General features: G+C 68.3%; 16 protein-coding genes and 2 pseudogenes. 8 read left to right on the top strand and 10 right to left on the bottom strand.

The window, feature by feature from the left end; translation table 11 throughout:
• Nucleotides 1–25: 25 nt before the first annotated feature.
• Nucleotides 26–1,258 (bottom strand): ornithine--oxo-acid transaminase, encoded by a 1,233-nt coding sequence (gene rocD / locus AC5Y5V_RS11335; protein ID WP_499934341.1) that lies wholly within the window; start codon nt 1,256–1,258, stop codon nt 26–28.
• Nucleotides 1,255–2,106 (bottom strand): dimethylargininase, encoded by an 852-nt coding sequence (ddaH, locus tag AC5Y5V_RS11330; RefSeq protein ID WP_499934339.1) that lies wholly within the window; start codon nt 2,104–2,106, stop codon nt 1,255–1,257. The genes rocD and ddaH overlap by 4 nt, the downstream gene beginning before the upstream one ends.
• A gap of 122 nt (nt 2,107–2,228) precedes the next feature.
• Between ddaH and AC5Y5V_RS11325 the strand changes: the two genes are divergently transcribed.
• A complete protein-coding gene (locus AC5Y5V_RS11325; RefSeq protein WP_499934335.1) occupies nt 2,229–2,717 on the top strand; it encodes an Rv2324 family transcriptional regulator in 489 nt (162 codons plus the stop codon).
• Between the two features lie 324 nt (nt 2,718–3,041).
• Here AC5Y5V_RS11325 and AC5Y5V_RS11320 read toward each other — a convergent pair whose 3' ends face one another.
• The gene (locus AC5Y5V_RS11320; protein WP_499934332.1) at nt 3,042–3,896 is read right to left on the bottom strand and encodes a CbiQ family ECF transporter T component; all 855 of its coding nucleotides are present in this window, start codon (nt 3,894–3,896) and stop codon (nt 3,042–3,044) included.
• Entirely contained in the window at nt 3,893–5,938 is a 2,046-nt protein-coding gene (locus tag AC5Y5V_RS11315; RefSeq protein WP_499934865.1) for an ATP-binding cassette domain-containing protein, read from the bottom strand. Before AC5Y5V_RS11315 ends, AC5Y5V_RS11320 begins: the two co-directional genes overlap by 4 nt.
• Nucleotides 5,939–6,060: 122 nt before the next feature.
• Here AC5Y5V_RS11315 and AC5Y5V_RS11310 point away from each other — a divergent pair, with 122 nt between their 5' ends.
• Together AC5Y5V_RS11310 and AC5Y5V_RS11305 are read left to right on the top strand one after the other, a co-directional pair.
• Entirely contained in the window at nt 6,061–6,582 is a 522-nt protein-coding gene (locus AC5Y5V_RS11310; protein ID WP_499934330.1) for a MarR family winged helix-turn-helix transcriptional regulator, read from the top strand.
• 94 nt (nt 6,583–6,676) lie between these two features.
• Nucleotides 6,677–8,926 carry an ATP-binding cassette domain-containing protein gene (locus AC5Y5V_RS11305; RefSeq protein ID WP_499934327.1) on the top strand — a complete coding sequence of 750 codons (2,250 nt, stop codon included), beginning with the start codon at nt 6,677–6,679 and terminating at the stop codon, nt 8,924–8,926.
• Here AC5Y5V_RS11305 and AC5Y5V_RS11300 read toward each other — a convergent pair.
• The 3 genes from AC5Y5V_RS11300 to AC5Y5V_RS11290 form a co-directional block, all read right to left on the bottom strand.
• Nucleotides 8,895–10,037 carry an esterase-like activity of phytase family protein gene (locus tag AC5Y5V_RS11300; RefSeq protein WP_499934324.1) on the bottom strand — a complete coding sequence of 381 codons (1,143 nt, stop codon included), beginning with the start codon at nt 10,035–10,037 and terminating at the stop codon, nt 8,895–8,897. The genes AC5Y5V_RS11305 and AC5Y5V_RS11300 overlap by 32 nt on opposite strands.
• The gene (locus tag AC5Y5V_RS11295; protein ID WP_499934321.1) at nt 10,034–10,768 is read right to left on the bottom strand and encodes a VIT1/CCC1 transporter family protein; all 735 of its coding nucleotides are present in this window, start codon (nt 10,766–10,768) and stop codon (nt 10,034–10,036) included. The genes AC5Y5V_RS11300 and AC5Y5V_RS11295 overlap by 4 nt, the downstream gene beginning before the upstream one ends.
• 72 nt (nt 10,769–10,840) lie before the next feature.
• Complete coding sequence (locus AC5Y5V_RS11290; RefSeq protein ID WP_499934318.1) at nt 10,841–11,410, bottom strand: methyltransferase family protein; 570 nt, start codon at nt 11,408–11,410, stop codon at nt 10,841–10,843.
• 131 nt (nt 11,411–11,541) lie between these two features.
• Here AC5Y5V_RS11290 and AC5Y5V_RS11285 point away from each other — a divergent pair, with 131 nt between their 5' ends.
• Nucleotides 11,542–13,479 carry an acyl-CoA dehydrogenase family protein gene (locus AC5Y5V_RS11285; protein ID WP_499934313.1) on the top strand — a complete coding sequence of 646 codons (1,938 nt, stop codon included), beginning with the start codon at nt 11,542–11,544 and terminating at the stop codon, nt 13,477–13,479.
• A 191-nt stretch (nt 13,480–13,670) separates the two neighbouring features.
• On the opposite strand, the gene AC5Y5V_RS11280 is transcribed toward AC5Y5V_RS11285, so the two are convergent.
• Nucleotides 13,671–14,138: an LppP/LprE family lipoprotein gene (locus tag AC5Y5V_RS11280; RefSeq protein WP_499934861.1), complete on the bottom strand. Its 468-nt coding sequence runs from the start codon at nt 14,136–14,138 to the stop codon at nt 13,671–13,673.
• Between the two features lie 334 nt (nt 14,139–14,472).
• Between AC5Y5V_RS11280 and AC5Y5V_RS11275 the strand changes: the two genes are divergently transcribed.
• The 4 genes from AC5Y5V_RS11275 to AC5Y5V_RS11260 all read left to right on the top strand — a co-directional run bounded on the left by AC5Y5V_RS11275 (nt 14,473) and on the right by AC5Y5V_RS11260 (nt 21,131).
• Nucleotides 14,473–18,600 carry a bifunctional nitrate reductase/sulfite reductase flavoprotein subunit alpha gene (locus tag AC5Y5V_RS11275; protein WP_499934858.1) on the top strand — a complete coding sequence of 1,376 codons (4,128 nt, stop codon included), beginning with the start codon at nt 14,473–14,475 and terminating at the stop codon, nt 18,598–18,600.
• A 212-nt stretch (nt 18,601–18,812) separates the two neighbouring features.
• Nucleotides 18,813–20,189 (top strand): rhodanese-like domain-containing protein, encoded by a 1,377-nt coding sequence (locus tag AC5Y5V_RS11270; protein WP_499934310.1) that lies wholly within the window; start codon nt 18,813–18,815, stop codon nt 20,187–20,189.
• Nucleotides 20,190–20,192: 3 nt separating this feature from the next.
• Nucleotides 20,193–20,732: a rhodanese-like domain-containing protein gene (locus AC5Y5V_RS11265; RefSeq protein WP_499934309.1), complete on the top strand. Its 540-nt coding sequence runs from the start codon at nt 20,193–20,195 to the stop codon at nt 20,730–20,732.
• 90 nt (nt 20,733–20,822) lie between these two features.
• A complete protein-coding gene (locus AC5Y5V_RS11260; protein ID WP_499934306.1) occupies nt 20,823–21,131 on the top strand; it encodes a hypothetical protein in 309 nt (102 codons plus the stop codon).
• Here AC5Y5V_RS11260 and AC5Y5V_RS11255 read toward each other — a convergent pair.
• Together AC5Y5V_RS11255 and AC5Y5V_RS11250 are read right to left on the bottom strand one after the other, a co-directional pair.
• Nucleotides 21,124–22,053: pseudogene (locus AC5Y5V_RS11255) on the bottom strand (sulfite oxidase); the annotation flags it as partial. The gene AC5Y5V_RS11260 and the pseudogene AC5Y5V_RS11255 sit on opposite strands and share 8 nt — an antisense overlap.
• A gap of 252 nt (nt 22,054–22,305) precedes the next feature.
• Nucleotides 22,306–23,667: pseudogene (locus AC5Y5V_RS11250) on the bottom strand (MBL fold metallo-hydrolase); the annotation flags it as partial.
• Between the last annotated feature and the right edge of the window lie 14 nt (nt 23,668–23,681).

Here is a 23,681-nt window from a genome sequence, read left to right as displayed (position 1 = left end):
CCTCCCGCGTTGGTGGATCAGCTGATTATGCTGCCTCCTCCAACGCGGTGGCGAAGTGGGAAACCGCCCAGTCGATTTCCCGTGCGGTGATGACCAGCGGCGGCGCGAACCGCAGCGTTGATCCGTGTGTGTCCTTGACCAGCACCCCTCGTTCGGCCAGTCGCAGGCTCAGTTGCTTGCCGGTGCCCAGCGCGGGGTCGATGTCGACGCCGGCCCACAGCCCCACCCCCCGCACCTGAAGCACACCGTGGCCGAGCAGTCGCCGCAGCCGGTTATGCAGATGCGCGCCGAGTTCGGCCGCGCGCAGCTGGTATTCGCCGCGCGCCAGCATCGACACCACGGTGGTGCCGATCGCCGCGGACAGCGGGTTGCCGCCGAATGTCGACCCGTGCTCACCGGGGTGCAGCACGCCGAGGATGTCTTTGTCGGCGACGACGGCCGACAGCGGAACCACGCCGCCGCCCAGCGCCTTGCCGAGCAGATACACGTCGGGCACCACGCCCCAGTGGTCGCAGGCGAAGGTGCGGCCGGTGCGGGCCAGGCCGGACTGGATCTCGTCGGCGATCATCAGCACGTTGCGCTCGCTGCACAGCGCGCGGACCGTGGGCAGGTAGTCGTCGGGCGGGACGACGATGCCCGCCTCGCCCTGGATCGGCTCGAGCAGCACCGCGACGGTGTTCTCGTCGACCGCGCGGACCATCGCTTCCGTGTCGCCGAACGGCACCGACCGGAATCCGGGTGTGAACGGCCCGAATCCGGCACGCGCCGTCGCGTCGGACGAGAAGCTGACGATGCTGATCGTGCGGCCATGAAAGTTGTTGTCGGCCACGACGATGTTAGCCAGGCCGTCGGGGACTTTCTTGACGTCGGCGCCCCACTTGCGGGCGACTTTGATGCCGCTCTCGACGGCCTCGGCGCCCGAGTTCATCGGCAGCACCATGTCTTTGCCGCACAGCTCGGCGAGCGCGGCGCAGAACGGCCCCAGGCGGTCGGAATGGAACGCGCGGCTCACCAGCGTTACAGCGTCCAGCTGAGCATGGGCGGTCGCGAGGATCTCGGAATTGCAGTGGCCGAAGTTGACCGCGGAATAGGCGGCCAGGCAGTCCAGGTAGCGCTTGCCGTCGACGTCGGTGATCCAGGCGCCCTCGGCGCTCGCCGCAACGACGGGAAGCGGCGAATAGTTGTGCGCCGCGTAGCTTTCGACCAGTTCGATCGCGGTTGCGCTCTCGCCGGTGGCTATGGAGTCCAGAATCGTCATCGGTGCACCTCCAGCGTGCAGCACTTGACGGAACCGCCGCCCTTGAGCAGTTCGGACAGATCGACGCCGACGGGCTCGAATCCGGCTTCGCGCAGTTGCGCTGCGAAACCCGTTGCGGCTGCAGGAAGTACAACGCGTAGGCCGTCGGAGACGACGTTGAGCCCCAGCGCGTAGGCGTCGGCGCTGCCGACCACGATGGCGTCCGGAAACAGCGCGTTCAGCTGTGTCTGCGCGAGCTCGCTGAAGGCCGGCGGGTAGTAGGCGACTGTCTGATCGTCGAGCACGGCCAGCGCGGTGTCGAGGTGGTAGAAGCGCGGATCCACCAGCTCGAGCGAAACGACCGGCATCCGCAGCGCCGCGGCGATCTCGGTGTGCGCGCGCCGGTCGGTGCGGAAACCGTAGCCGGCCAACACCATTTCGCCGACCAGCAGCAGGTCGCCCTGACCCTCGTTGACGTGGCGCGTCGAGATCGGACGCAACCCGACCGACGACATCCACTTGGAGTACGCCTTGGACTCACCGGCGCGTTCGGCGAAGCGGAAACGGGCAACGATCGCGGTGGTGTTGGCAATGAACCCCCCGTTGGCCGCATAGACCATGTCGGGCAGCCCGGGCACGGGCTGGACGGTCTCCACGGTGTGACCCAGCCGCAGGTAGGTCTGGCGCAAGGTTTCCCACTGCCGCGTCGCGAGGTCGACGTCGACGGGCGTGCCGGTGTCCATCCAGGGATTGATCGCGTATTCGACGGCGAAGAAGGTCGGCGGCGTCATCACGTAGTGACGGGTGCGCGTCGCGCGGGGTCGCCGCAGACCCGGGGGCGCATGCGCGCCGAGGTAGGAGTCAGTCATGAAATCAACGATATTTTGGGTCTGCTACACAATCAAACGCTGGGCGTTGCGTGTTTACATCAGATATGTTGTGCTATTTCTCTGAATACGGTGATTTGTTGCATACGAGGGCTGGAGGGCCGATGGAACGCCTGGATGAAACCGACGAGCGCATCCTCACCGAGTTGGCCGAGAACGCTCGGGCCACCTTCGCCGACATCGGCCTGACGGTGAACCTGTCCGCGCCCGCGGTGAAGCGACGCGTCGACCGGATGCTCGCGACCGGGGTGATCAAGGGCTTCACCACGGTCATCGACCGCAACGCGCTGGGCTGGAACACCGAGGCGTACGTGGAAGTCTTCTGCTCCGGCAGAATCTCGCCCGAGGTGCTGCGGGCGGCGTGGGTCGACATCCCCGAGGTGGTCAGCGCGGCGACGGTTACCGGTGCTTCCGACGCGGTCCTGCACGTCCTCGCGCGCGACATGCAGCACTTGGAGGCGGCCCTGGAGCGCATCCGGTCGAGCGCGGATATCGAGCGCAGCGAAAGCACCGTCGTCCTGTCGAACCTCATCGACCGGATGCGGCCCCAACAGGAATCGGCGTCGCCGGCACGCGACCCGCGGTGGTTGTAGCGCGGCTCGCCGAGTTGCGGCGTTGCGGCGTTGCAGCGTTGCGGCGTTGCGGCGTTGCAGCGTTGCAGCGTTGCAGCGTTGCAGCGTTGCAGCATTGCAGCATTGCAGCATTGACACTGCGTCCACCACGCAAATGTACGAGTAACGACCACAGCCAACGCAGAATCAACGGCCCGGCGCCCAACGCCCACGCCTTGCAGCATTGACACTGCGTCCACCACGCAAATGTACGAGTAACGACCACAGCCAACGCAGAATCAACGGCGTGCCGCCCCAGCTCGGCGTGCCGCCCCAGCTCGGCGTGCCGCCCCAGACAGCACAGTCCTAGCGCGCGAGATGCAGCATCGTCTCGAGCGTCACCACACCGGCGCTCGCGGTGCCGACGACCGCCAGCGTCACAAAGTCGGCCAGTTTCGCGTGCGCCGGGTTGGCGCTCAGCTGCCCCGTCCCGCCGCGGGCGGTGATCGCATCGCCCATTTCGTCCGCTCGTCGCAGGGTCACGGTGATCGCGGCGGTGAGCAGGTCGATCAGCTCCAGCGCGTGCCGCCGGCGCCGGGCCTTGCGGCTGCGCGGTATCCGCTTGGGTCGCAGCCGGCGAGCCGCATAAAGCACCTGGAATTCGTCGATCAGCATCGGGAAGGCCCGCAGCGCCAACGCCAAAGCCACCGCCCACTCGTCGACCGGGATCCGCAGCAGTCGGAGCGGACGGCCCAAAGTCGCGACGGCGGGGCCGATTTCGGCGACGTTGGTGGTCCAGGACACCAGCCCGCCCAGGGCCAGCAGGACGATCGACAGCGTGGTGAAACGCAGGAAGTTCAACGCTCCGCCGAGCCCGAGCTGGGTGCCGGCCAACGTCACGAATGGTTTACCGCCGGCCAGCGCCGCGGTGACAAACCCGAAGGCCAGTGCGATCCAGAGCCAGCGCGGAATCGTCGGCAGCGCACCCCGCGGGATGCGTGCGATTCGCATCGCCGCCGCGACCAAGACCGCCACGAACCCGATCGTCACCCAACCCGGATAGAAGGTCAGCAGCAGCGAAACACCGAATACCACCAGCAGTTTGGTGCCGGCCCACAGGTCGTGGATGGTCGAGCGGCCAGGCACCGGGACCAGCAGCACCACCGGACGTGGGCGCTTGGGGGCGGCGTGTTCGGTGTCCGACGACGAGACCGCTGTCACGACATCCCCCCCGCCGCGGTCGGCACCGATTCCAGCGCACCCTCGTTGAGGTGCAGGACTCGCGGACACAGGTCCTCGAGCCCGGTGGCGTCGTTGGAGATGACGACCACCGTCAGAGCCCGTTCCCGGCGCAGATCCTCCAGCAGTCGCAGCAGGCCACGCTGAGTGCCCGCGTCCAACCCGGCCAGGGGCTCGTCCAGGATCAAGGCCCGCGGTGAACGCGCCAACAGCCCGGCCAGCACCACGCGCCGCATCTGGCCGCCGCTGAGCTGGTCGATGCGGCGCTTGGCCAGCGTCGGGTCCAGCCCGACGACGCGCAGCGCGGCGATCACCCGGTCTTCTTCGCGGTGTGAAAAGCCCGCTGCCGAAGCCACTTCCAGATCGACGCGGCTGCGCATCAATTGCAGGCGGGCCGCCTGGAACGACAGCGCGACGGTGCCGACCTGCTCGTGGGTGGGCCGGCCGTCGACCAGGCAGGCGCCGCTGGTGGGAATCGTCAGCCCCGCCATGATCCAGGCCAGCGTCGATTTGCCCGACCCGTTGCCGCCGTGGATCAGCACGCCGTCGCCCTGCTCCACCACGAAGCTCACGTCGCGCAACGCGGTCTTGGCCCACGGTGTGCCGCTGCCGTATTCGTGGCCGACGCCGATGAGTTCGAGCACCGGAGTCTTCCCGTCGTGCTCCGCGGCGACGGGTGCCATCGGCGCGTGCGAGGCCTCGGGGGTCATGCCCATGTTGTCCGGCGACTCGCTGAGATTGATGGTGCGGTCCGCGGACGCGGCCTCGTTGTTGAAATGCGTGATGTGGACCAGCGCGGTCCGGTGGCGTTTGGTCAAGCCCGACAGCACGTTCAGCAGCGCGTCGCGGCCCTGCTGGTCGACCATGCTGGTGACCTCGTCGGCGATCAGCATCGCCGGCTCGCGGGCCAAGGCGGCGGCCAGGGCCAGTCGTTGCAGTTCGCCGCCGGACAGGCTTCCGGTGTCACGTTCCCCGAGATCCTCGAGGCCGACCTCGCTGAGCAGGCGGTCGACGTCCACGTCGGTGCCCGGCGGGAGCCCCCACACCACGTCGTCGGCGACGCGGGTGCCCAGCACCTGGCTTTCGGGGTGCTGCAGCACCACCGCCGTGCCGCCCAGCTTGCCCAGGCCCACCGCGCCGGGACGGTCGACGGTGCCCGACGTCGGCTCCCGGCCGGCCAGGATCAGCATCAGCGTGGTCTTGCCGGAGCCGTTGGCGCCGGTGATCGCGAGGTGTTCGCCGACGTGCAGATCCAGGCTGACCTCGCGCAGCGCGTCCCGGCTGGCGCCCGGGTACCGGAAACGCACCTTGTCCAGGCGCACCGGAACCGGCCCGACCGTGACCCCTGGATCGCCGTCGGCGGCCGGCGCATCCAGCTTGTGGACGTCGGGAATGCCGCGCATCCGCTCCAGTACGCGCGACAACGCCCACCAGCCGATCAGCGAGACGACCAGAACCATGCCGACGCAGTAGATCCCCAGCACCCAAGGCCAGTAGTGCAGGCCCAACTCGAAATACCGCTTCAACCAGGCGGCGAGCCCCTGCAGGTGCACCCGGCTCAGGAAGCTCGCCAACCCTTCCATGTTCGCCGTCATCGCCGCGAACATCAGGTGCCGCAGCCGGAACATCACGGCCAGCGCCCCCACGTTGGCCGCGCCAAAGGCGACCCCCGCGATCAGCGCCGACACGATCACCGTAGGCATGCCCCGGCGCTTGCGCTTGATGATGCCCGTCAGGCCGCCGATATAGGCGCTGTTGACCACCGCCAGGAGGCCACCCAGCCCGGCGATCAGAAAGGCGATCATCCCGGCGGCAACCACGGCCGCGACCAGCACGCGCATCCGGTAGCGGTACGCCAGCAGCCCCATGGGCACGGTGCCCAGCAGCGCCAGGCCCGCAGCAAACGGTACGACGACGGAGATGATCGCGGTCACCGCGCACAGCGCGGCCATCACGGAGGCTTGCGCCAACTCGCTCGGTTGCAGCGCTCCACCCCGATGGCGCGAAGGAGGGGCCGGGGCGATCACTTCACCGATTGTGCCAGGCCGCGGCGGCAAGCATGACACAGCGCACCGCGCAATCCGCATGTTGGAGTTCGGGTTTTGAGGATTGGTCTCGCATAGCAAAGCTATGCAACGATGGACCCATGAATTCATCCGCTCCCGCCAACCACAATGGTGTCGTTGAAGGGGCCATTGAAGAGGTTGACGCCGCGAACACCGCGCCCCCGCCGGGCCTGGGAGCGGACCTGCTCGCCGTGGTGGCGCGGCTCAATCGCCTGGCCACCCAGCGCATCCAGATGCCGCTGCCGTCGGCGCAGGCCCGGTTGCTGGCGACCATCGACGCCGCCGGCGAGGCCCGCATAGGCGACCTGGCCGCCGTAGACCACTGCTCGCAACCCACGATGACCACCCAGGTGCGGCGGCTCGAGGACGCCGGACTGGTCACCCGGACCGTCGACCCCGACGACGCCAGGGCGGTCCGCATCCGCATCACGCCCGAGGGGTTGCGCACGCTCAACGCCGTCCGCACTGACCGCGCCGCCGCCATCGAACCGCAACTGGCCGAGCTCGAACCCAAGGACCGTCAGGTGCTGGCGGACGCCGTCGAGGTCCTGCGCCGACTGCTGGACAATTCCGCCGCCACCCCGCGCCGCGGCGCCCTGTGAGCGATACGCCAGTTCAGGGTGGCTAGACGATCTGAAACGGGTAGACACTTGAATCGTTATCTCGTCTGACCGGGCTCGATCGAAAGGTGCGGCAATGCGGACCGAGGGTTCCGCCTTTCCAGCCTCCCCGCTGACCGTGTTGGTCGGCTCGACGAAATATGTGTTCTCCCCCGGTCCCGACGTGATCGTGGGCTCGGGCAGCCAGTGCCACATCCGGCTGGAGGACGCGCGGGCCGAAGACGTGGTGCTGCGATTCGCCGACACCGGGTGGACGGCGATCGACCGCGGCAATGGCGGCATCCTCATTGACGGCGTCCGGGTGCCGTCCCTCGACATCCACGACGGCCAGGCGATCACGATCGGCGACCCGCAGCGCGGAACGCGGCTGGTTTTCCAGCTCCAGGTTCCGGCACCTGCTCCCGCGCCGCCGGAGCATCCGGTCCCGACGGCGCGCACCACCGGGCGCATGCGCGTCTCCAAGCTCGAGCCGGCCACGGAGTCGCCGACGGGGCCGCTGCGGCTGCCGCCGTCGTTGCCAACCGCGTTGCCGACGACACAACAGCCGTCGCCGCAGGACCGGACCGACGCGACGAGCCTTCCTACACCGGCCCCCGCGCCCCCCGAAACAGGTGCCACCTTTCGCCTGCCACGGCAGTCCGATGCGCGCACGTTGGGCGTGACGGCACACCAACTGGGGCTCACGACCGGTACCAGGCAGCATCTGCTCGCGGGGGTGTCGTTCGTGGCCCGGCCCGGCACGCTGACCGCGGTCGCCTGCCCGTCGGCCGCGCGCAACTCCGCCCTGCTGGACGTGCTCGGCGGCGTCCGGGAGCCCAGCTCCGGCAATGTCACCGTGGACGGCCACGACGTGCACCGCGAGCACGAGATGACGCGCACCCGGATCGGGGTGGTGACGCGCGACGACCGGTTACATCCACGCCTCACCGTCGAACGGTCGCTGACCGACGCCGCCAGGTTGCGGCTGCCGCCCGACACCTCGCCCGAACACCGGGACCGAGTGGTCAATCAGGTGCTCGACGAACTCGCCTTGACCCCGCACCGCAAGACCCGCATCCGCAAGCTGCCGCCTGAGGTGCGGCGGTGCACGGCGCTGGCGATCGAACTCATCGGCCGGCCGACGTTGCTGGTGGTCGACGAACCGGGCGCCGGACTGGACGCGCCGCAGGCCTACCACGTCCTGGCCATGCTGCGGCGGCAGGCCGACATCGGGGGCGTCGTCGTGGTTGCCCTATCCGCCCAGTCGATCCCGACGTTGCTGAACCACGTCGACATCTGCGACGAGGTGCTGGTACTCACCGCCGCCGGCACGACGGCGTTCTCCGGCCCGCCCGCCCAGATCGAAACCGCGCTGGGTACCCGCGACTGGCCGGAGATCTTCGCGCGCGTGAGCGCCGATCCCGCGGGCACCCACCGCGCGTTCCTGACGCGGCAACAGGCTCCGGCTCCGCGGCCGCCGGAGGCCGCGGCCGCGCCGCGGCCGGCCCAACTCGCGTTCGGCCAGCAGCTCCGGTTCCTCGTCGGTCGTGAAGTGCGACTGCTGCTCGCCCGGCCCGTCTACCTGCTGTTGCTGCTTCTGCTGCCCGCCGGGCTAGCGGCGCTGACGCTGCTTATTCCGGGCGACGCGGGGTTCGCCAGGCCCACACCGTCCAGCCGCAATCTGCACGAAGCCGTCGAAATCCTGGCCGTGCTCAACGTCGCGGCCGTGATCATCGGCATCGTCCTGGCCGTCGGCGCCCTGGTCACCGAACGCCGCATCTTCCGGCGCGAACAGGCCATCGGGCTCTCGGCGTCGGCCTACCTGCTCGGCAAGATCATCGTGTTCGGCGTCGCCGCGGCGGCTCTGGCGGCGATCCTGACGGCCGTCGTCGTCGCCGTCAAGGGCGAGCCCACGCACGGCGCCGCGCTGCTCGGCAATGCCACGGTGGAGCTGTATGTAGTGGTGGCGGCCACGGCCGTCGTCTCGGCGATCATCGGGCTGGCGCTGTCCACGGGCGACTCGCTGCGCGCGGTGTTGCCGTGGGTCGTGCCGGTGGTCCTGGGGTCACTGCTGTTCTCCGGTGGGCTGATAACCCTGGTGGGCACCTGGGGTTACGACCAGGTGTCGTGGTTCGTGCCGACCCAGTGGGGTTTCGCGGCGTCCGCGGCCACCGTCGACCTGCACCGGGTCGACGCGCTGGCCACCGATGCGCTGACGTGGACCCACTATTCGGGCTGGTGGGTGTTCGACATGGGGCTGCTGCTCTTCTTCGGCGCGCTGTGGGCCGGATTCGTGCGGTACCGCCTGCGCGCGGTCACGACATCGCGAAAACCAGGAACTGCGTGATCTGCGTCGGCGAGAAGTTGTTGTCGCTGACGAACACCACGGACTGACGGCCGTCGGGCAGCTTGGGCCCCAACGTGATGCCCTCGACGTTGTCCAGCGGGTTCTCCCGGGTGGACAGGCCCGGGGTCGCGGACATGTCCACCGCCAGCGACTTGCGCATCGGGGTCAGGGCGGCATCCTTGAGCGACGGCGTCGCCAACACGTCCGTCGCCGCGCCGAGCTCGGTCCGGTAGACCCGGATGACCGGGGGCACGGTGCTGGAGCGTTCCAGCACCAGGAACGTCGAATCCGACAGCGCGACCAGATCCGACGCGCCGTTGACGTCGTCGGGCGTCACGGCCGGTTCCATCGGATAGGCGTATTGGGCCGTGGGTTTGCCACTCGCGACGTCGAATTTGGTGATCCGGGTCAGCACGCGGTGATCGCCGTCGGTGACGGGTCCGTCGTTGTAACCGGGGTCTTCCATCACGGCGAACAGCGACTGGCCGTCGGGCGTCAGCGTCACACCCTCCAGCGTCTTGTTGCGCCGCGGCCCGGTGCGCTGCGCGGACATGGCCAGATTCGGCGGCAGGCTGAATCGACCGAGAAAACCACCGTTCAGGTCCGCGGTGCGGACCCACGGATCAAGCAGCACCGGCGGATCGCCGGATGCCCGGTTGAGCCGCTCGCCTTCGGAGGACCAGTAGAGCCGCTGGCGGACGGCGTCGAAGGCGATGCCCTCCGGGTCGGGCGGTACCACCGGCGGCCTGGCGTCCGCGTCCAGCGGCCGGAACGGGTGACCGGACTCGTCCAGCAGCGGATGGGTGCCGGTGAACATCAGCTCACGGATGCCCTTGTCCGACAGCGACAGCCGTACGGTGTAGAAACGCGCGGGGTTCTTCTCCGAGCGGTCGTCGGAGATCACGTAGTACACCTGGCGGCCCGGGTCGTAGCTGATGCCCGACAGACCGCCGATGACCGTCCCTTCGTACACGGCGCCGAACGGCACCTGCCACTGGCCGAGGTACTGCAGCAGCGGCGGGAGTGCGGTCACCGGGCGGGCACACCCGGTGAGCGACAAACCCAGAGCCAGCGCGACGGCCAGCAGCAGCCGACGAGGCCTGGTCGTCACACGTGCGCTCCGAAAAGCAGACCGACCAGGTAGGTGGCCGCGACCGCGGCCCCACCGAAAAGCAGTTGCCGCGCGGCGGCCCACCACACTGATTTGCGGGTAAACCGGGCGGTCATGCCGCCGGCGACCAGCAGACCGGCCGCACCGCAGGCCAGCCCCGCAGGCAACGAGCCGTATCCAAGAAGGTAAGGGATCAGCGGAATTACCGCGCCGACAGCGAACATCAGGAAGGACGCGATTGCCGCCACGGGGGCCGACGGCTTCGCCGAGGGGTCCACGCCCAGCTCACGGACCAAATGGAAGCCGACCGCCCGATTCTCGTCGCGGTGGATCTCGTCGGTGGCGACCTGAGCGGTTTGCTCGGTCATTCCTATCGCGACCAGCATGTCCACGAGTTCGGCCCGCTCGGCCTGCGGGCGGGACTGCAGGGCCCGTCTTTCGACGTAGACCTCGGATTCGATCTGCTCATTTGCAGTCGTCACGGACGTGTACTCGCCCAGTGCCATCGAGAACGCGCCGGCGAGCAGGCCGGCGACGCCGCTGATCGTGACGGTGTGGGGGCTGCTGGCCGCCGCCACACCGGCGATCAGGGCGGTGTTGCTCACTAAGCCGTCCATCGCACCGAAGGTGGCCGCGCGCAACCAGCCTCCGCTGATGTTGGGGTGAGTGTGCCCGACGTCGTAGCGCGGATTGGTGTCCGGCCCGGCGTCGTTCGCGTCCGAGGGGGTCATGCGGCCATCTAAGCGCGAGTGGCCGACGTGCGCGAGCAGACACCAGCGGCGCGTGCGGGGGTATGCCCGCTCTCAGACATACCGCCTGACGCGGTTGCAGTAGTCGAGGAATTCCTGTCCGTACTGCTCCCGCATGAACGCTTCTTCCCTGAGCACTTGGCGGTGGAACAGCAGGGCGCCGGCGACCAGGTAGCAGAGGGGAACCCAGTTCGGAAACACCAGCAGCTGGCCGAGCAGGAACAGGAAGAAGCCGACATAGATCGGGTTGCGGCTCACCGCAAAAATGCCGTTCGTGACCAGCCTTCCTGGCTTGTCGACGTCGATGCCGACCCGGAAGCTGCTGCCGAACGACACCAGGCTCAGCACCAGGATCAGCACGCCGACGGCGCACAGCCCCACCCCCAGCCAGGCGAGCAGCGTAGACCGGAAGAACAGCTGGCCGCTGAGCAGGGGCCAACCAAAGGCGGCGGCGAACACCGTGTAGAAGTAGAGCAGCGCCACCGGCGGGATCAGGAAGTCCGTCTTGTCGAGTTTGCCGAAATGCATTGCCTGCGTGCCGGTTCGGCGCATGATCGCCACCCGGGTCAGCACGGTGCCCAACAGCAGCAGGACCAGGGCGGCGGCCAGGTAGTGCGGCAACATCACCCTAGTTTGCGCGAGCAGACGTAAAAGCACCCGCACGCTCGGCGTGTCAGGTGCTTTTGCGTCTGCTCGGCGATGGGCGGGTCACCCAATCTATTCCCGAGGCGCGCGCGGCACGTTACGGTCAGGCTATGGCGCCAAACAACAAGAGCACTGCCGATCATCTGCGCGACGCGCTGGACGGGCGTTGGCGTGACGTCAAGAACCAGACGCGAGAGCGGATGGACCACGAACAATTCCGCCCGCACTACACCCCCAACACCGTCATCGCCCGCGCCAAAGTGGCCGAGCAGCTGAAGGTCATCGCCGCCGCGGGCATCTCCGACGAGGGCTTCCGTAAGGAGCACGGCGGGACGGGCGACGTCGGCGCGGCGATCACGATGATCGAGATGCTGGCGATGTCGGACCTGTCGCTGATGGTCAAGGCCGGCGTGCAGTGGGGTCTGTTCGGCGGCGCCGTCGAGAACCTGGGCACCGAACGCCACGGCTCCTACGTAAAGGACATCATCAGCCTGGACCTGCTGGGCTGCTTCGGGATGACCGAGACCGGCCATGGCAGCGACGTCCAGTCGCTGGAGACGACGGCCACCTACGACGCCGAGACCGAAGAGTTCGTCATCAACTCGCCCACCCCGACCGCGCGGAAGGACTACATCGGCGGCGCGGCTGAGACCGCCACCATTGCAGCGGTTTTCGCCCAGCTGATCACCCACGAGAACGGCGAGCCGGTGAACCACGGCGTGCACTGCGTGCTGGTCCCGATTCGCGACGCCGACGGCAACGACCTGCCCGGCGTGACGACGTCGGACTGCCACTACAAGGGCGGCCTGCCCGGCGTCGACAACGGCCGCATCATGTTCGACCACGTGCGGGTCCCGCGGGTGAACCTGCTGAACAAGTTCGGCGACGTCGCACCGGACGGCACCTACAGCTCGCCGATCGACAACGCCAACCGCCGCTTCTTCACCATGATCGGCACACTGATCCGCGGCCGCGTCACCGTCGGCGGCAGCGCCGGCAACGCCGCCCGAGTGGCGCTGGACATCGCTACTCGATATGCCTTGCAGCGCAAGCAATTCAGTGCGCCCGACGACGAGTCCGAGGTGCTGATCATGGATTACCTCGTGCATCAGCGCCGGCTGTTCCCGCTGATAGCACGCTCCTACGCGCTGCAATTCGCCCAGAACGAGCTGGTGTCCAAGTGTCACGACCTGCAGACCTCCGACGTCGTCGACGCCGAGGAGCAGCGCGAGCTGGAAGCCCGGGCCGCGGGGCTCAAGGCGGCCAACACCTGGCACGCCAGCCGGGCCATCCAGGAGGCGCGGGAGGCGTGCGGCGGGGCCGGCTACATGGCCGAAAACCGGCTGATCGCCCTGCGGGCCGACACCGACGTGTTCACCACCTTCGAGGGTGACAACCATGTGCTGACCCAACTGGTGGCCAAGGAACTGCTCACCGCCTACGCCGACGACATCAAGAGCATGAGTCCGGTCGAATGGGTGCGCTTCGCCGCCAACGCCGTTGGCGACCGGGTAATGAAACGGACTGCGGCCGAGGCGATCATGCAGCGGATCGTGGATGCCAGCCAGGACAGCGAAGAGGAAGGCAGCCTGTTCAACCGCGGCACCCAGGTCACCATGTTCGAGGAGCGCGAGGAATACCTGCTGTCGTCGGTCGCGCGTCGCCTGCAGGGCAAGTCCAAGGAGATGTCGGCGTTCGACGCGTTCAACTCCGTGCAGGATCACGTCATGCACGCCGCGAGCGCGCACATCGACCGGGTGGTGCTGGAGGCGTTCGTCGCCGGCATCGAGTCCTGCGAGGACCAGGAGGCTCGCGAGCTGCTCGAGGTGGTGTGCGACCTGTACGCGTTGTCGGTGATCGAGGACGACAAAGCCTGGTACATCGAGCACCGGTACCTGTCGACCGAGCGGGCCAAGGCGGTCACCCGGGGCATCAACGATCGGTGTCGCAAGCTACGTCCGTACGCCGAGACACTGGTCGACGGCTTCGGTATCCCCGAGCAGCTGCGCTACGCCGAGATGCTGCATCCGGAGAATCTGCCGGGTTAGCGCCCTCGCATACGGGCTTTTCGCGCTGCGTCTGCCCCTTGCGTCTTGGCGCCCTTGGCGTCTTGGCGGCCGTTGCGCCGCTACGCCGCGCTGCGCCCAGACTGCGGTGAGGGCGTCGAATTCGCCCCCGACCACACCCTGACCGCAGACTCGACGCCAGCACCGCAGACTCGACGCCAACGCCGGCCCCGCTACTGGTGCGGGATCGGACCCAGCGCCCGCAGCTTGCCGTCGGGACCGATCTGGAATTTCACCGTCCCGCTGCCGGAAGGACAACACGGCTCATCCTTGTCCTTCTGCCACTGGTAGCGAACGGTGATCGTGTCATCGGTCGGCGGCAGCACGGTGATGTAAGGCTTCGGGTTCGGGGTGGGCGAGCCCAGCGGGATGTTGTGGTCGAAGAACAGCAACTGCTGCGGCGTCGACTCGCTGGCAATCGTCGGGATGATCTGGACCCAATGCAGCCGGCACTTCTTGGTATGCCCCCGCCCGATCTCCACCCAGAACGAACCGGGGACCGCGATAGGCACCCCGGCGATTGCCTGTTTCACTGTGTCATTGCTGGGTCCGTCGGAGGCCTTGCAGCTATCGGTCGGCGGCGCCGAAGAGGCATGCGGCTTACCGCCACACCCCGCGACCAGCAAAATCAATGCAGCCACCGGGATCAGAAGCAGCCGAGGACGCACCGGACGAGCTTAGCGAAGGCTGTGAATGTCCCGTCGGTATCGTCGGAAAGCCCGTTCTGGCTGGGCCGTCGACCGATCGCGCCGGTAGCCTGATTTCAACTCCGCGGGTCGGCGTTGACCTGCGAAAACCCCGGTGAATTGCGGTATTTCCGAGCATCTCACCGACATCCGGGATCCGCTGCGAGGAAGCCGTAAAACGGCGGAAACATCGGATACCCGGTGGCGAAACATCCTTGTCGCACGATGCGCACAGGCATTCGTGCGCGCGCGAGGGGAGGTAGGCGTGGCTGGTAACGGCGTCAAAACCATGTGCGCCTACTGCGGCGTGGGGTGCGGCATGGTGTTGCAGCTCACAACAGACCCGGAAAGCGGTCGCCGTCACATCGCGAAGTCGATCGGAAACACGGGGCATCCCGCCAACTTTGGCCGCCTGTGCACCAAAGGCGCGACCACCGCGGAGATGCTCAACGCCCCGGGCCGGATGGCATCGGCGTACCGGCGGACCGAACGCGGCGAACCGCCCGAGGCGATCCACGTGGACAGCGCGATCACGCGGTCCGCCAACCGGTTACGGGAGCTCATCGAGGAGCACGGGCCGGACGCGGTCGCCCTCTACGTATCGGGGCAGATGTCCATCGAGGCCCAGTACTTGGCCAACAAGCTGGCCAAGGGCTTCATCGGCACCAACCAGATCGAGTCGAACTCGCGACTGTGCATGGCCGGAGCCAGTTCTGGCTACAAACTCTCGTTGGGCGCCGACGGACCGCCCGGCTCGTACCAGGACTTCGAGCACGCCGACGTCTTCCTTGTTACCGGCGCCAACATGGCCGACTGCCACCCAATCCTGTTCCTGCGCATGATGGAGCGCGTCAAAGCGGGCGCCAAACTGATCGTCGTCGATCCGCGTCGCACCGCGACCGCACAGAAGGCCGACCTATTCCTGCAAGTCGCACCGGGGACCGACCTCGCGCTGCTCAACGGGTTGCTGCACCTCATCGTCGAAAACGGCCACACCGACCCCGATTTCATCGCCGAGTTCACCGAGGGCTGGGAGGCGATGCCGGGTTTCCTCGACCAATACCCGCCCGACCGGGTCAGCGACATCACCGGCATCGCCGAGCAGGACATCCGGACGGCGGCGCGCTGGATCGGCGAAGCCGGCAACTGGATGAGCATCTGGACGATGGGGCTCAATCAGAGCACGCACGGCACGTGGAACACCAACGCGATCTGCAACCTGCACCTGGCCACGGGCGCCATCTGCAAGACCGGCAGTGGCCCGTTCTCGCTCACCGGCCAGCCCAACGCTATGGGCGGGCGCGAAATGGGCTACATGGGACCGGGTTTGCCCGGTCAACGCTCGGTGCTTTCGACCGACGACCGCGAGTTCGTGGAGGGCCAATGGGGCATCCCCCGCGGCTCGCTGCGCACCGACGTCAGCGGTGGCGTCATCGACATGTTCTCCCGCATGGCCGACGGGCAGATCAAGGCGTGCTGGATCATCTGCACCAACCCCGTTGCCACCGTTGCCAATCGGAAGACTGTGCTGGCCGGTCTGGAAAGTGCCGAACTGGTGATCACCCAGGATGCGTACCTGGACACGGAAACCAACGCATACGCCGATGTCATGCTGCCCGCCACGCTGTGGACCGAGTCCGACGGCGTGATGGTCAATTCCGAACGCACCATGACGCTGCACCAGGCCGCCGTCGACGCACCCGGGCAGGCGCTGCCAGACTGGCAGATCATCGCCCGGATCGCCTGCGAAATGGGCTTTTCGGACGCGTTCAGCTACGACTCCGCGGCCGAGGTCTTCGAGGAGATCACGCGATTCGCCAACCCCGCAACGGGTTACGACATCCGCGGCGTCAGCCACGACCGGCTCCGCAAGACCCCGCTGCAATGGCCGTGCGCATCCGAAGACTCCGACGATCGCAACCCGATCCGTTACCGCAACGACGGTGTCAGCCAGACCCGCCTGGTCCGCGACGACGGCAGCGTGCCCCGGCTGGCCTTCCCGACGCCCACCGGTCGTGCCGTCTTCTTCGCGCGGCCCCACATGCTGCCGGAAGAGATGCCCGACGACGACTACCCGTTCCTGCTCAACACCGGGCGCTTGGCGCACCAATGGCACACGCTGACCAAGACCGGCAAGGTCGCCAAGCTCAACAAGCTCAATCCCGGACCGTTCGTCGAGATTCACCCCGACGACGCGGCCCGGATGCAGGTCCGCGATGACGACCCGGTCGAGGTTGCCTCGCGCCGCGGCCGGGCCGTCCTGCCCGCCGTCGTCACCGACCGAGTGCGGCCGGGCAACTGCTTCGCGCCCTTCCACTGGAACGACGCGTTCGGCGAATACCTGTCGATCAACGCGGTCACCAACGACGCCATCGACCCGATCTCGCGCCAGCCGGAGTACAAGGCGTGCGCGGTGACTTTGACCAAGGTTGCTGTCGCAGAACCGGTTTCGGATTTTGCCGAGCCGGCTCTCCCGGAGGACAGCACGGGCAGGCTCGACGCGCTGGCCGAAATCCTCGGTATAGCAGGCTATCCGGCGCCACAGTTCGGTCCGGTGGGGCGCGCCTACCTGGCGGGTCTGCTCGCCGGGCTGCGTTCGGAAGCGGGCCAGCGCTCAAGCGGGGTACCCACCCTGCCGCTGAGCGCCCCCTTCGATTCGGAAACCCGGCTGTGGGTGGACGGCCTGCTCGCCGGGATCTTTGCGCGCGCCGAGGTGACCGCGCCGGCCGCCGTGGCCGCCGACCCCGAGCCCGTTCCGGCCCCGGAGCGAGCGCCGATCGCGCTGTTGTGGGCCTCCCAGACCGGGACCGCCGAAGAGGTTGCCGCCCACGTCGCAGCGAAACTCGATGAGGCGGGGCTGCCGGTCGCGCTGCACAACATGGACGACTTCCCGGTGGCGCAGCTGTCGACGACGCGAGAGCTGCTGCTGATCACCAGCACCACCGGTGACGGCGACCCGCCCGACAACGGCGCCAACCTGTGGTCGGCGCTCACCGCCGACAGCGCACCGAAACTCGGCGGCACGCGGTTCGCGGTGCTGGCACTCGGCGACTCCAACTACGACGACTTCTGCGGTCACGGACGCAAGCTCGACGCGCGCCTCGCCGAGCTCGGGGCCACCCGCATCGCCGACCGGGCCGACTGCGAGCCGGACTACGACGACGCCGTGGCCGGTTGGCTGCGCGCGATCGTCCCGGCGCTGACCGGCCCGTCACCGACCGCAGGCGGTGCAACGCCCGTCGCGGTCGCGGCGCCGGCACGGCCGGCGAGCCGGCCGGACACGCACGCCTACACGAAGAAGCGTCCACTGGTCACCGGCATGGTCCGCAACACCACGCTGAGCCGGCCGCGATCGGCGAAAGACGTGCGACACCTGGCGTTTCACCTGCCTGAACAGACCGTCAGCTACCAGGCCGGCGACGCCCTGGGCGTGTGGCCGCGCAACAACGACCAATTCGTCGACGAGTGGCTGTCGGTCACCGGTCTCGACGGCGAGTCCGCCGTGGAGGTCAGCACGCAGGGGTCGACGGCGGCGTCAATGTCGTTGCGCGAGGCGCTGACCGAGCGATTCGAGATCGCGCACATCACTGCCGACCTGCTGCGGTTCGTCCAGCGGCGCACTGGAGACACCGCACTCGCGGAGCTGATGAAGCCGGAGAACAAGCGCGCGCTGTCCGACTGGACCTGGGGGCGCCAGTCCGTCGACCTGCTCGCCCAGTACCGGTTCACCGCACCCGTCGACCAATGGCTGACGGTGCTCAAACCGCTTCAGCCGCGGCTGTATTCGATCTCGTCCAGCCCCAAGGAGAACCCGCGGGAGGTCCACCTGACGGTCTCGCCGGTGCGCTACAACTTCCAGGGCGTGCCGCGTCGCGGAGTGTGCTCGACGTATCTGGCGGACCGCTCCCCCGGTGACCAGGTCTCGCTCTACGTCCGGCCGTCGAGCAATTTCCGGCCGCCGAGCGACTCGACCACGCCGATGATCATGATCGGCCCCGGTACCGGGATCGCGCCGTTCCGCGGATTCCTGCAGGAACGTCGCGCCCTTGGCCACACCGGACCGAACTGGCTGTTCTTCGGCGAGCAGCACGCCGCCACCGACTACTACTACCGCGACGAGCTCGAGGCGATGCACGCCGCGGGCTTCCTCACCGAACTGGACCTGGCGTTCTCCCGCGACCAGCGCGAGAAGGTCTACGTACAGCACCTGATGCGCAAGAGGGGCGCCGAGTTGTGGCGCTGGCTACAGGACGGCGCGCAGCTCTACGTCTGCGGCAACGCCGACCCGATGGCCAAGGACGTCGACCGCGCGATCCGGGAGATCGCCGCCGAACACGGCAACCTCGACCCGGACGCAGCCGCGGAGTACGTGCGGACGCTGAGCGCCGACAAGCGCTACCACCGCGACGTCTACTGAGCGCGCGCGACAAAATAAATCACCCGAAATAGAAGTGTCCGATCGGCCGGGACGGATCCGGCCCCGCGTGAGACACTGCCGGCCGACGGCGCCTTGAGCGGTGCTTTTGCGACGCCGAGACCGGCGCCGCGCGGCCGCACTGGCAAACATGGAACCGGCCGAGGCCCGGCGCTCGCGCGGCGGGCTTCCTCGCCCGCGATTACCGTGAAACAATGGCAAGCCCGTTGACGGTGTCGGTCATCGAGACCTCCGGGTTAGGCGACCGCAGCTATCTGGTCAGCGACGGTGAAGTCGCCGTCGCCGTCGACCCGCAGCGCGACATCGACCGGGTGCTCGAGTTGGCGGGCGACCTGCGGATAACCCACGTGCTCGAGACCCACATCCACAACGACTACGTGACGGGCGGCCTGGCGCTGGCCGACGCCACCGGCGCCGAATACGTGATTCCGGCGGGCGAGGACGTCGAGTTCTCCTGCCGCGCGGTCACCGACGGCGATCGCATCGACACGGGCGCGATCCGGCTGCAGGCGCTGCTGACGCCCGGCCACACCAGCCACCACGTCAGCTATGTGCTGCGCGAAGAGTCCGGCGACACCGTCGGCGTGTTCACCGGCGGGTCGATGCTGCTGGGCAGCACCGGACGAACGGACCTGGTGGGTGAGGAGCACACCGCCGAATTGACCCGCCGGCAATACCATTCGGTCCGCCGCCTCGCCGAGGAACTGCCCGCGACGACGCCGATCTACCCCACGCACGGATTCGGCAGTTTCTGCTCGGTCACACCGGCCGACGGCGACGGCGACGGCTCCACCATTGGCGAACAGCGCCGGACCAACCCCGCGCTCACCAAGAGCGAACAGGCCTACATCGACGAACTGCTCGCCGAATTGTCGTCGTTTCCGGCGTATTACGCGCATATGGGTGTCATCAACCGGGCCGGCCCGTCGGCACCGGACCTGTCGCCGCCGGCGCCGGTCGACCCGCACCAACTGCGCGCGCGGATCGACGCCGGCGAATGGGTCGTCGACCTGCGCAAGCGGACCGCGTTCGCCGCCGGACACCTCAGCGGCACATACGGTTTCGAGCTGGGCGACCCCTTCGTCAATTACCTCGGCTGGCTGTACACGTGGGGGGCGCCCGTGACGTTGATCGGCGAAGACCCCCAGCAGATCGCCGATGCCCAGCGCGAACTCGTCCGCATCGGCGTGGACCGGCTCACCGGCGGCGCCAGCGGCGACATCCGCGCGCTGGCCGACGGGGCGGAGTTACGCAGCTACCGGGTCGCCACCTTCGAAGACCTCGCCGCGGCGCTCGACGACCACGGCACCGTGGTACTAGACGTCCGCCGGCCGGACGAATTCCGCGGCGGCCACGTCCGCGGCGCCCGCAACATCGCCCTGCACGAACTACCGGAGCGGCTCGCCGAGGTTCCCGGGGGCCGCGAGCTGTGGATCCATTGCGTCAGCGGCTATCGCGCCTCGGTGGCCGCCGCGCTGCTCGACCGGCACGATCACCGCGTCGTGCTCGTCGACGACCAATACGAGAACGCCGAGAAGCTGGGAATCACTTCCGCGCCAACACAGGAGTAGCGAATGAGCGTACGGACCGCCACGATTTCCTCGGCACAGCTGCGCGAACTGCTCGAATCGCCCACCCCTCCACACGTTGTCGACGTGCGGACCCCGGGCGAGTTCGAGACGGCGCACATCGCCGGGTCCGTCAACGTGCCGCTCGATGCGCTGAAAGAGCGCAGCGGGGACATCACCGCCCACCCGGGCCGGAAGCATGGGGTGGTGCTGGTGTGCCGGTCGGGCCAGCGTGCCAGGAAGGCCCAGGAAGTCCTGCGGCGCCAGGGCCTGACCGACGGCCGCGTGCTGACCAACGGGCTGACCGGGTGGGAAGACCAGGGTTTCGCCGTCGACCGCGGCACCCAACGGTGGGAGCTGGAGCGTCAGGTGCGCCTGGTGGCCGGATCGATTGTGCTCTCGTCGGTGCTCGCCAGCGTCGCCGTCCCGCGGCTGAAGTGGGTCGCCGCGGCGATCGGGGGCGGCTTGACCTATGCCGCGATCAGCGATACCTGCGCGATGGGCACCGCGCTGTCCAAGCTGCCCTATAACCGACGTGAGCCGTAATACGGCGGAAACATTGGACACGCGCGGCTGAAACATCCCTGGCGCACGATTCCCTCAGTATCGGCTTCGCGCTCGAGGAGGGATGCACTCGTGGCTCGGGAGTGGGATGAACCCGTCGGCGACACCGTAAACACCGCGTGCCCCCTGCAGTGCTGGCGGCGGCGCGGCGACAGTGCTGATGAGGCCGCCAGACGCGGCGACGTCGACTGGGCCGGGCTGCCCGTCAACCTGGACATGGCGTTCTCTCAGCAGCAGTGCGACAGGGTCTACATGCAGCACTTGCTGCGCAAGCGCGGCGCTCAGGCGTGGCGACGGTCGAAGAACCCGGCGCAGGTGTGTGTCTGCGACGCCACCTCCGAGCGCGGAAACGTCGACTCGGACGCGGCGTCACTTAGCTGAGGTCGACGGTCACCGTCTGAATCGCGTTGCCGCCGTAGCCAAGCCGATTCCATTCGGGCTGTTCCGGCTGGGCGCGCCCGGCCTGATCGGTCGCCCTCGCCCGCAGCGTGGTCGTGCCTCGCGGCGCATGCCGCACGAACAGTTCCCACCACAGCCAGCTGTGCCGCGGTGTCGGTCGGTGGTCCCCGACCAGCCGGGCGCGCTGCCACGGTCCTGCGCCGACCGAGACGTCGACACGTTCGATCGGGGCCACCCCGGACCAGGCGACGCCGCGCACCATGAAGCCGCCGGCTGACACCGCGGCGCCGTCGGCCGGATCGGTGATCAAGGCGCGGACGCGCTGCAAGCGAACCGGTTCCCGGACCGTGCCGCCGTCGCGCTCCCATTCGTAGCTGTACCGCGTGGTCTGGAAGAAGGCCTCGAAGGGGCCGTCCAGCACCTCGATCTCCGTCAGCCATTTGACCGACGCCACCCCGTACCAGCCGGGGACGATCAACCGGACCGGACGCCCGTGTTGTAGCGGCAACGGTTCACCGTTCATCGCGTAGGCGACCAGAGCGCCGCAGGCCCGAACGTCGTCGACCGTCAGGGCCCGCTCGAAACGCACTGGCGCACAGGCGCCGTCGACCGGGCCCGAGTCGGCGCCCCGAAACACGACAGTGACCGCACCGGCCGCCGGCCCGGCCCGGTCCAGCAGGTCAACCAACGGCACACCCGTCCATTCGGCGGTGCTCACCGCTCCGAAGCCCCACTGCTCCCCGGCGACCGGCGGGTCGAAATGCACCCGCCCGTTCCCGGCGCATTCCAGCGTCACCACCATCGATTTTGACGGCATGTCGCGCAGCTCCCGCAGGCGCAGGCTCAGCGGCCGCTCGACCATTCCGGTGACCGCCAGCCGGTAGCTCAGCGGATCCAGCCGCGGGGTGGGGAAATGGTTGCGGATGTAGAAGTCGGCGGTGGGCACCACGACGCCGCCGATCAGTGAACCCAGCGATGTCTCGCAGTTCAGCGGCTCCTCACGAAGTACCTTCAGGCCCGGCCTGGCATCGTCGTCGACGGGGGGCGGTGCGGTGGCGGTCGACGCACACATGCGGCCCGCCAGGCTGGCGGCGGCGGAGCCCGATCGCGGCGCCGCCGACCGGCCGCGCTCGGGCTCCTTGGTACAGGGCAGCCCGGCGGCCTGCCACGCGCCGAATCCCCCCACCAGATCCGACACGTCGTCGAATCCCGACGCGCGCAGCGCGCTCGCGGCAACCATCGAACGGTAGCCGCTGGCGCAGTAGACGACCACCGGGGCGCTCCGGGACAGATTTTCGGCCGCATCCGCGATCGCCGCCAGCGGAACCTCGATCGCACCGGTGATTGCGCCTGTCGCCGTCTCGTACGGCCCGCGTACGTCCACCACCTGCAGGCACGGAACCAGCCCGCGCAACTCGGCCAGCTGCTCGACGGTCAGCCGCGAGCTGCGCTCGGCCAGCTCCGGCCTGCTCGCGAGAACCCCTGCCAGGTCCTGTAATTGGCCGACGACGCGGTCGAATCCCACCCGCGACAGCCGCACCCTGGATTCGCGCGCCAGCGCCGGATTACCGACCAGGACGATGTCGCGGTCCGGCGACAATACATTGCCCGCCCATTCGGCGAAGCGCCCCTGCAGGCCCACGTTGACCGCGCCGCGCAGATGCCCGGAGGCGTACTCGCCCGGTTCGCGGCTGTCCAGCAGGATGGCTCCCGCCTTCGCGCGTGCGCACGCGTCGTCGATCCCGAGCAACGGCAGCGGATGTGCGTCCAGCAGCGGGCGCACCAGACGATTGCGGTGCGCGGCGAACGCGAAGTAGCGCGGCCGCACCGGCTGCCCCTCGGTGACGGCGTCGACGAATTGCGCTACGTCGAGGGTCTGCAGCGCGTAGTTGGTCTGCCGCTGCTCGCCGATCGTCGAACTGGTCTCGCTGGAAAGCTGCTTGCCGCAGGTGGATCCGGCGCCGTGCGCGGGAAACACGCGGGTGGTGTCAGGAAGGGTCAACAACTTGCCGTGCAACGACGCGTAAAGCGTCGCAGCCAGTGCGTCCGCCGAAACACCCGACGTCACGAACAGATCGGGGCGCCCGACGTCACCGACGAAGAGTGTGTCGCCGGTGAGCACACCGTAGGGCACCTCGTCGTCGGCGTGCTCGTAGACCACGATGCAGATCGACTCCGGCGTGTGGCCGGGGGTCGCCAGCACCTCGAGCGTTACCTCCCCCAACGAGATTCGCTGTCCGTCGCGCAACGGCTCGATCGGAAACTCCACGTCGGCACCCTCGCCGAAGGAGATCGACGCACCGGTGGCCGCCGCCAGTTCCAGGTGCCCGCTCAGGAAGTCGGCATGGATGTGGGTCTCGACGACCCGCTCGATGGACAGGCCGTGCTCGGCCGCTTCGCGGAGGTAGTCGTCGATGTCCCGCCGCGGGTCGACCACGACCGCGCGCCCGGTGGTCTCGTCACCGATGAGGTACGACGCGTGCGAAAGACAGGCCAGGTAGTGCTGCGTGAAGATCATCGGAGGTCCTCTCA

This window comes from Mycobacterium sp. NGS68, from assembly GCF_059812195.1.
This window is presented reverse-complemented; position numbering and strand designations above follow the sequence as displayed.

Bases quoted from the DNA above. Each gene is read 5' to 3' on its own strand.
- AC5Y5V_RS11265 (WP_499934309.1), top strand. From the start codon at position 20,193: ATGAGCGTACGGACCGCCACGATTTCCTCGGCACAGCTGCGCGAACTG.
- AC5Y5V_RS11275 (WP_499934858.1), top strand. From the start codon at position 14,473: ATGTGCGCCTACTGCGGCGTGGGGTGCGGCATGGTGTTGCAGCTCACA.
- rocD (WP_499934341.1), bottom strand. From the start codon at position 1,258: ATGACGATTCTGGACTCCATAGCCACCGGCGAGAGCGCAACCGCGATC.
- AC5Y5V_RS11305 (WP_499934327.1), top strand. From the start codon at position 6,677: ATGCGGACCGAGGGTTCCGCCTTTCCAGCCTCCCCGCTGACCGTGTTG.
- AC5Y5V_RS11290 (WP_499934318.1), bottom strand. From the start codon at position 11,410: ATGTTGCCGCACTACCTGGCCGCCGCCCTGGTCCTGCTGCTGTTGGGC.
- AC5Y5V_RS11295 (WP_499934321.1), bottom strand. From the start codon at position 10,768: ATGACCCCCTCGGACGCGAACGACGCCGGGCCGGACACCAATCCGCGC.
- AC5Y5V_RS11270 (WP_499934310.1), top strand. From the start codon at position 18,813: ATGGCAAGCCCGTTGACGGTGTCGGTCATCGAGACCTCCGGGTTAGGC.
- ddaH (WP_499934339.1), bottom strand. From the start codon at position 2,106: ATGACTGACTCCTACCTCGGCGCGCATGCGCCCCCGGGTCTGCGGCGA.
- AC5Y5V_RS11310 (WP_499934330.1), top strand. From the start codon at position 6,061: ATGAATTCATCCGCTCCCGCCAACCACAATGGTGTCGTTGAAGGGGCC.
- AC5Y5V_RS11285 (WP_499934313.1), top strand. From the start codon at position 11,542: ATGGCGCCAAACAACAAGAGCACTGCCGATCATCTGCGCGACGCGCTG.
- AC5Y5V_RS11325 (WP_499934335.1), top strand. From the start codon at position 2,229: ATGGAACGCCTGGATGAAACCGACGAGCGCATCCTCACCGAGTTGGCC.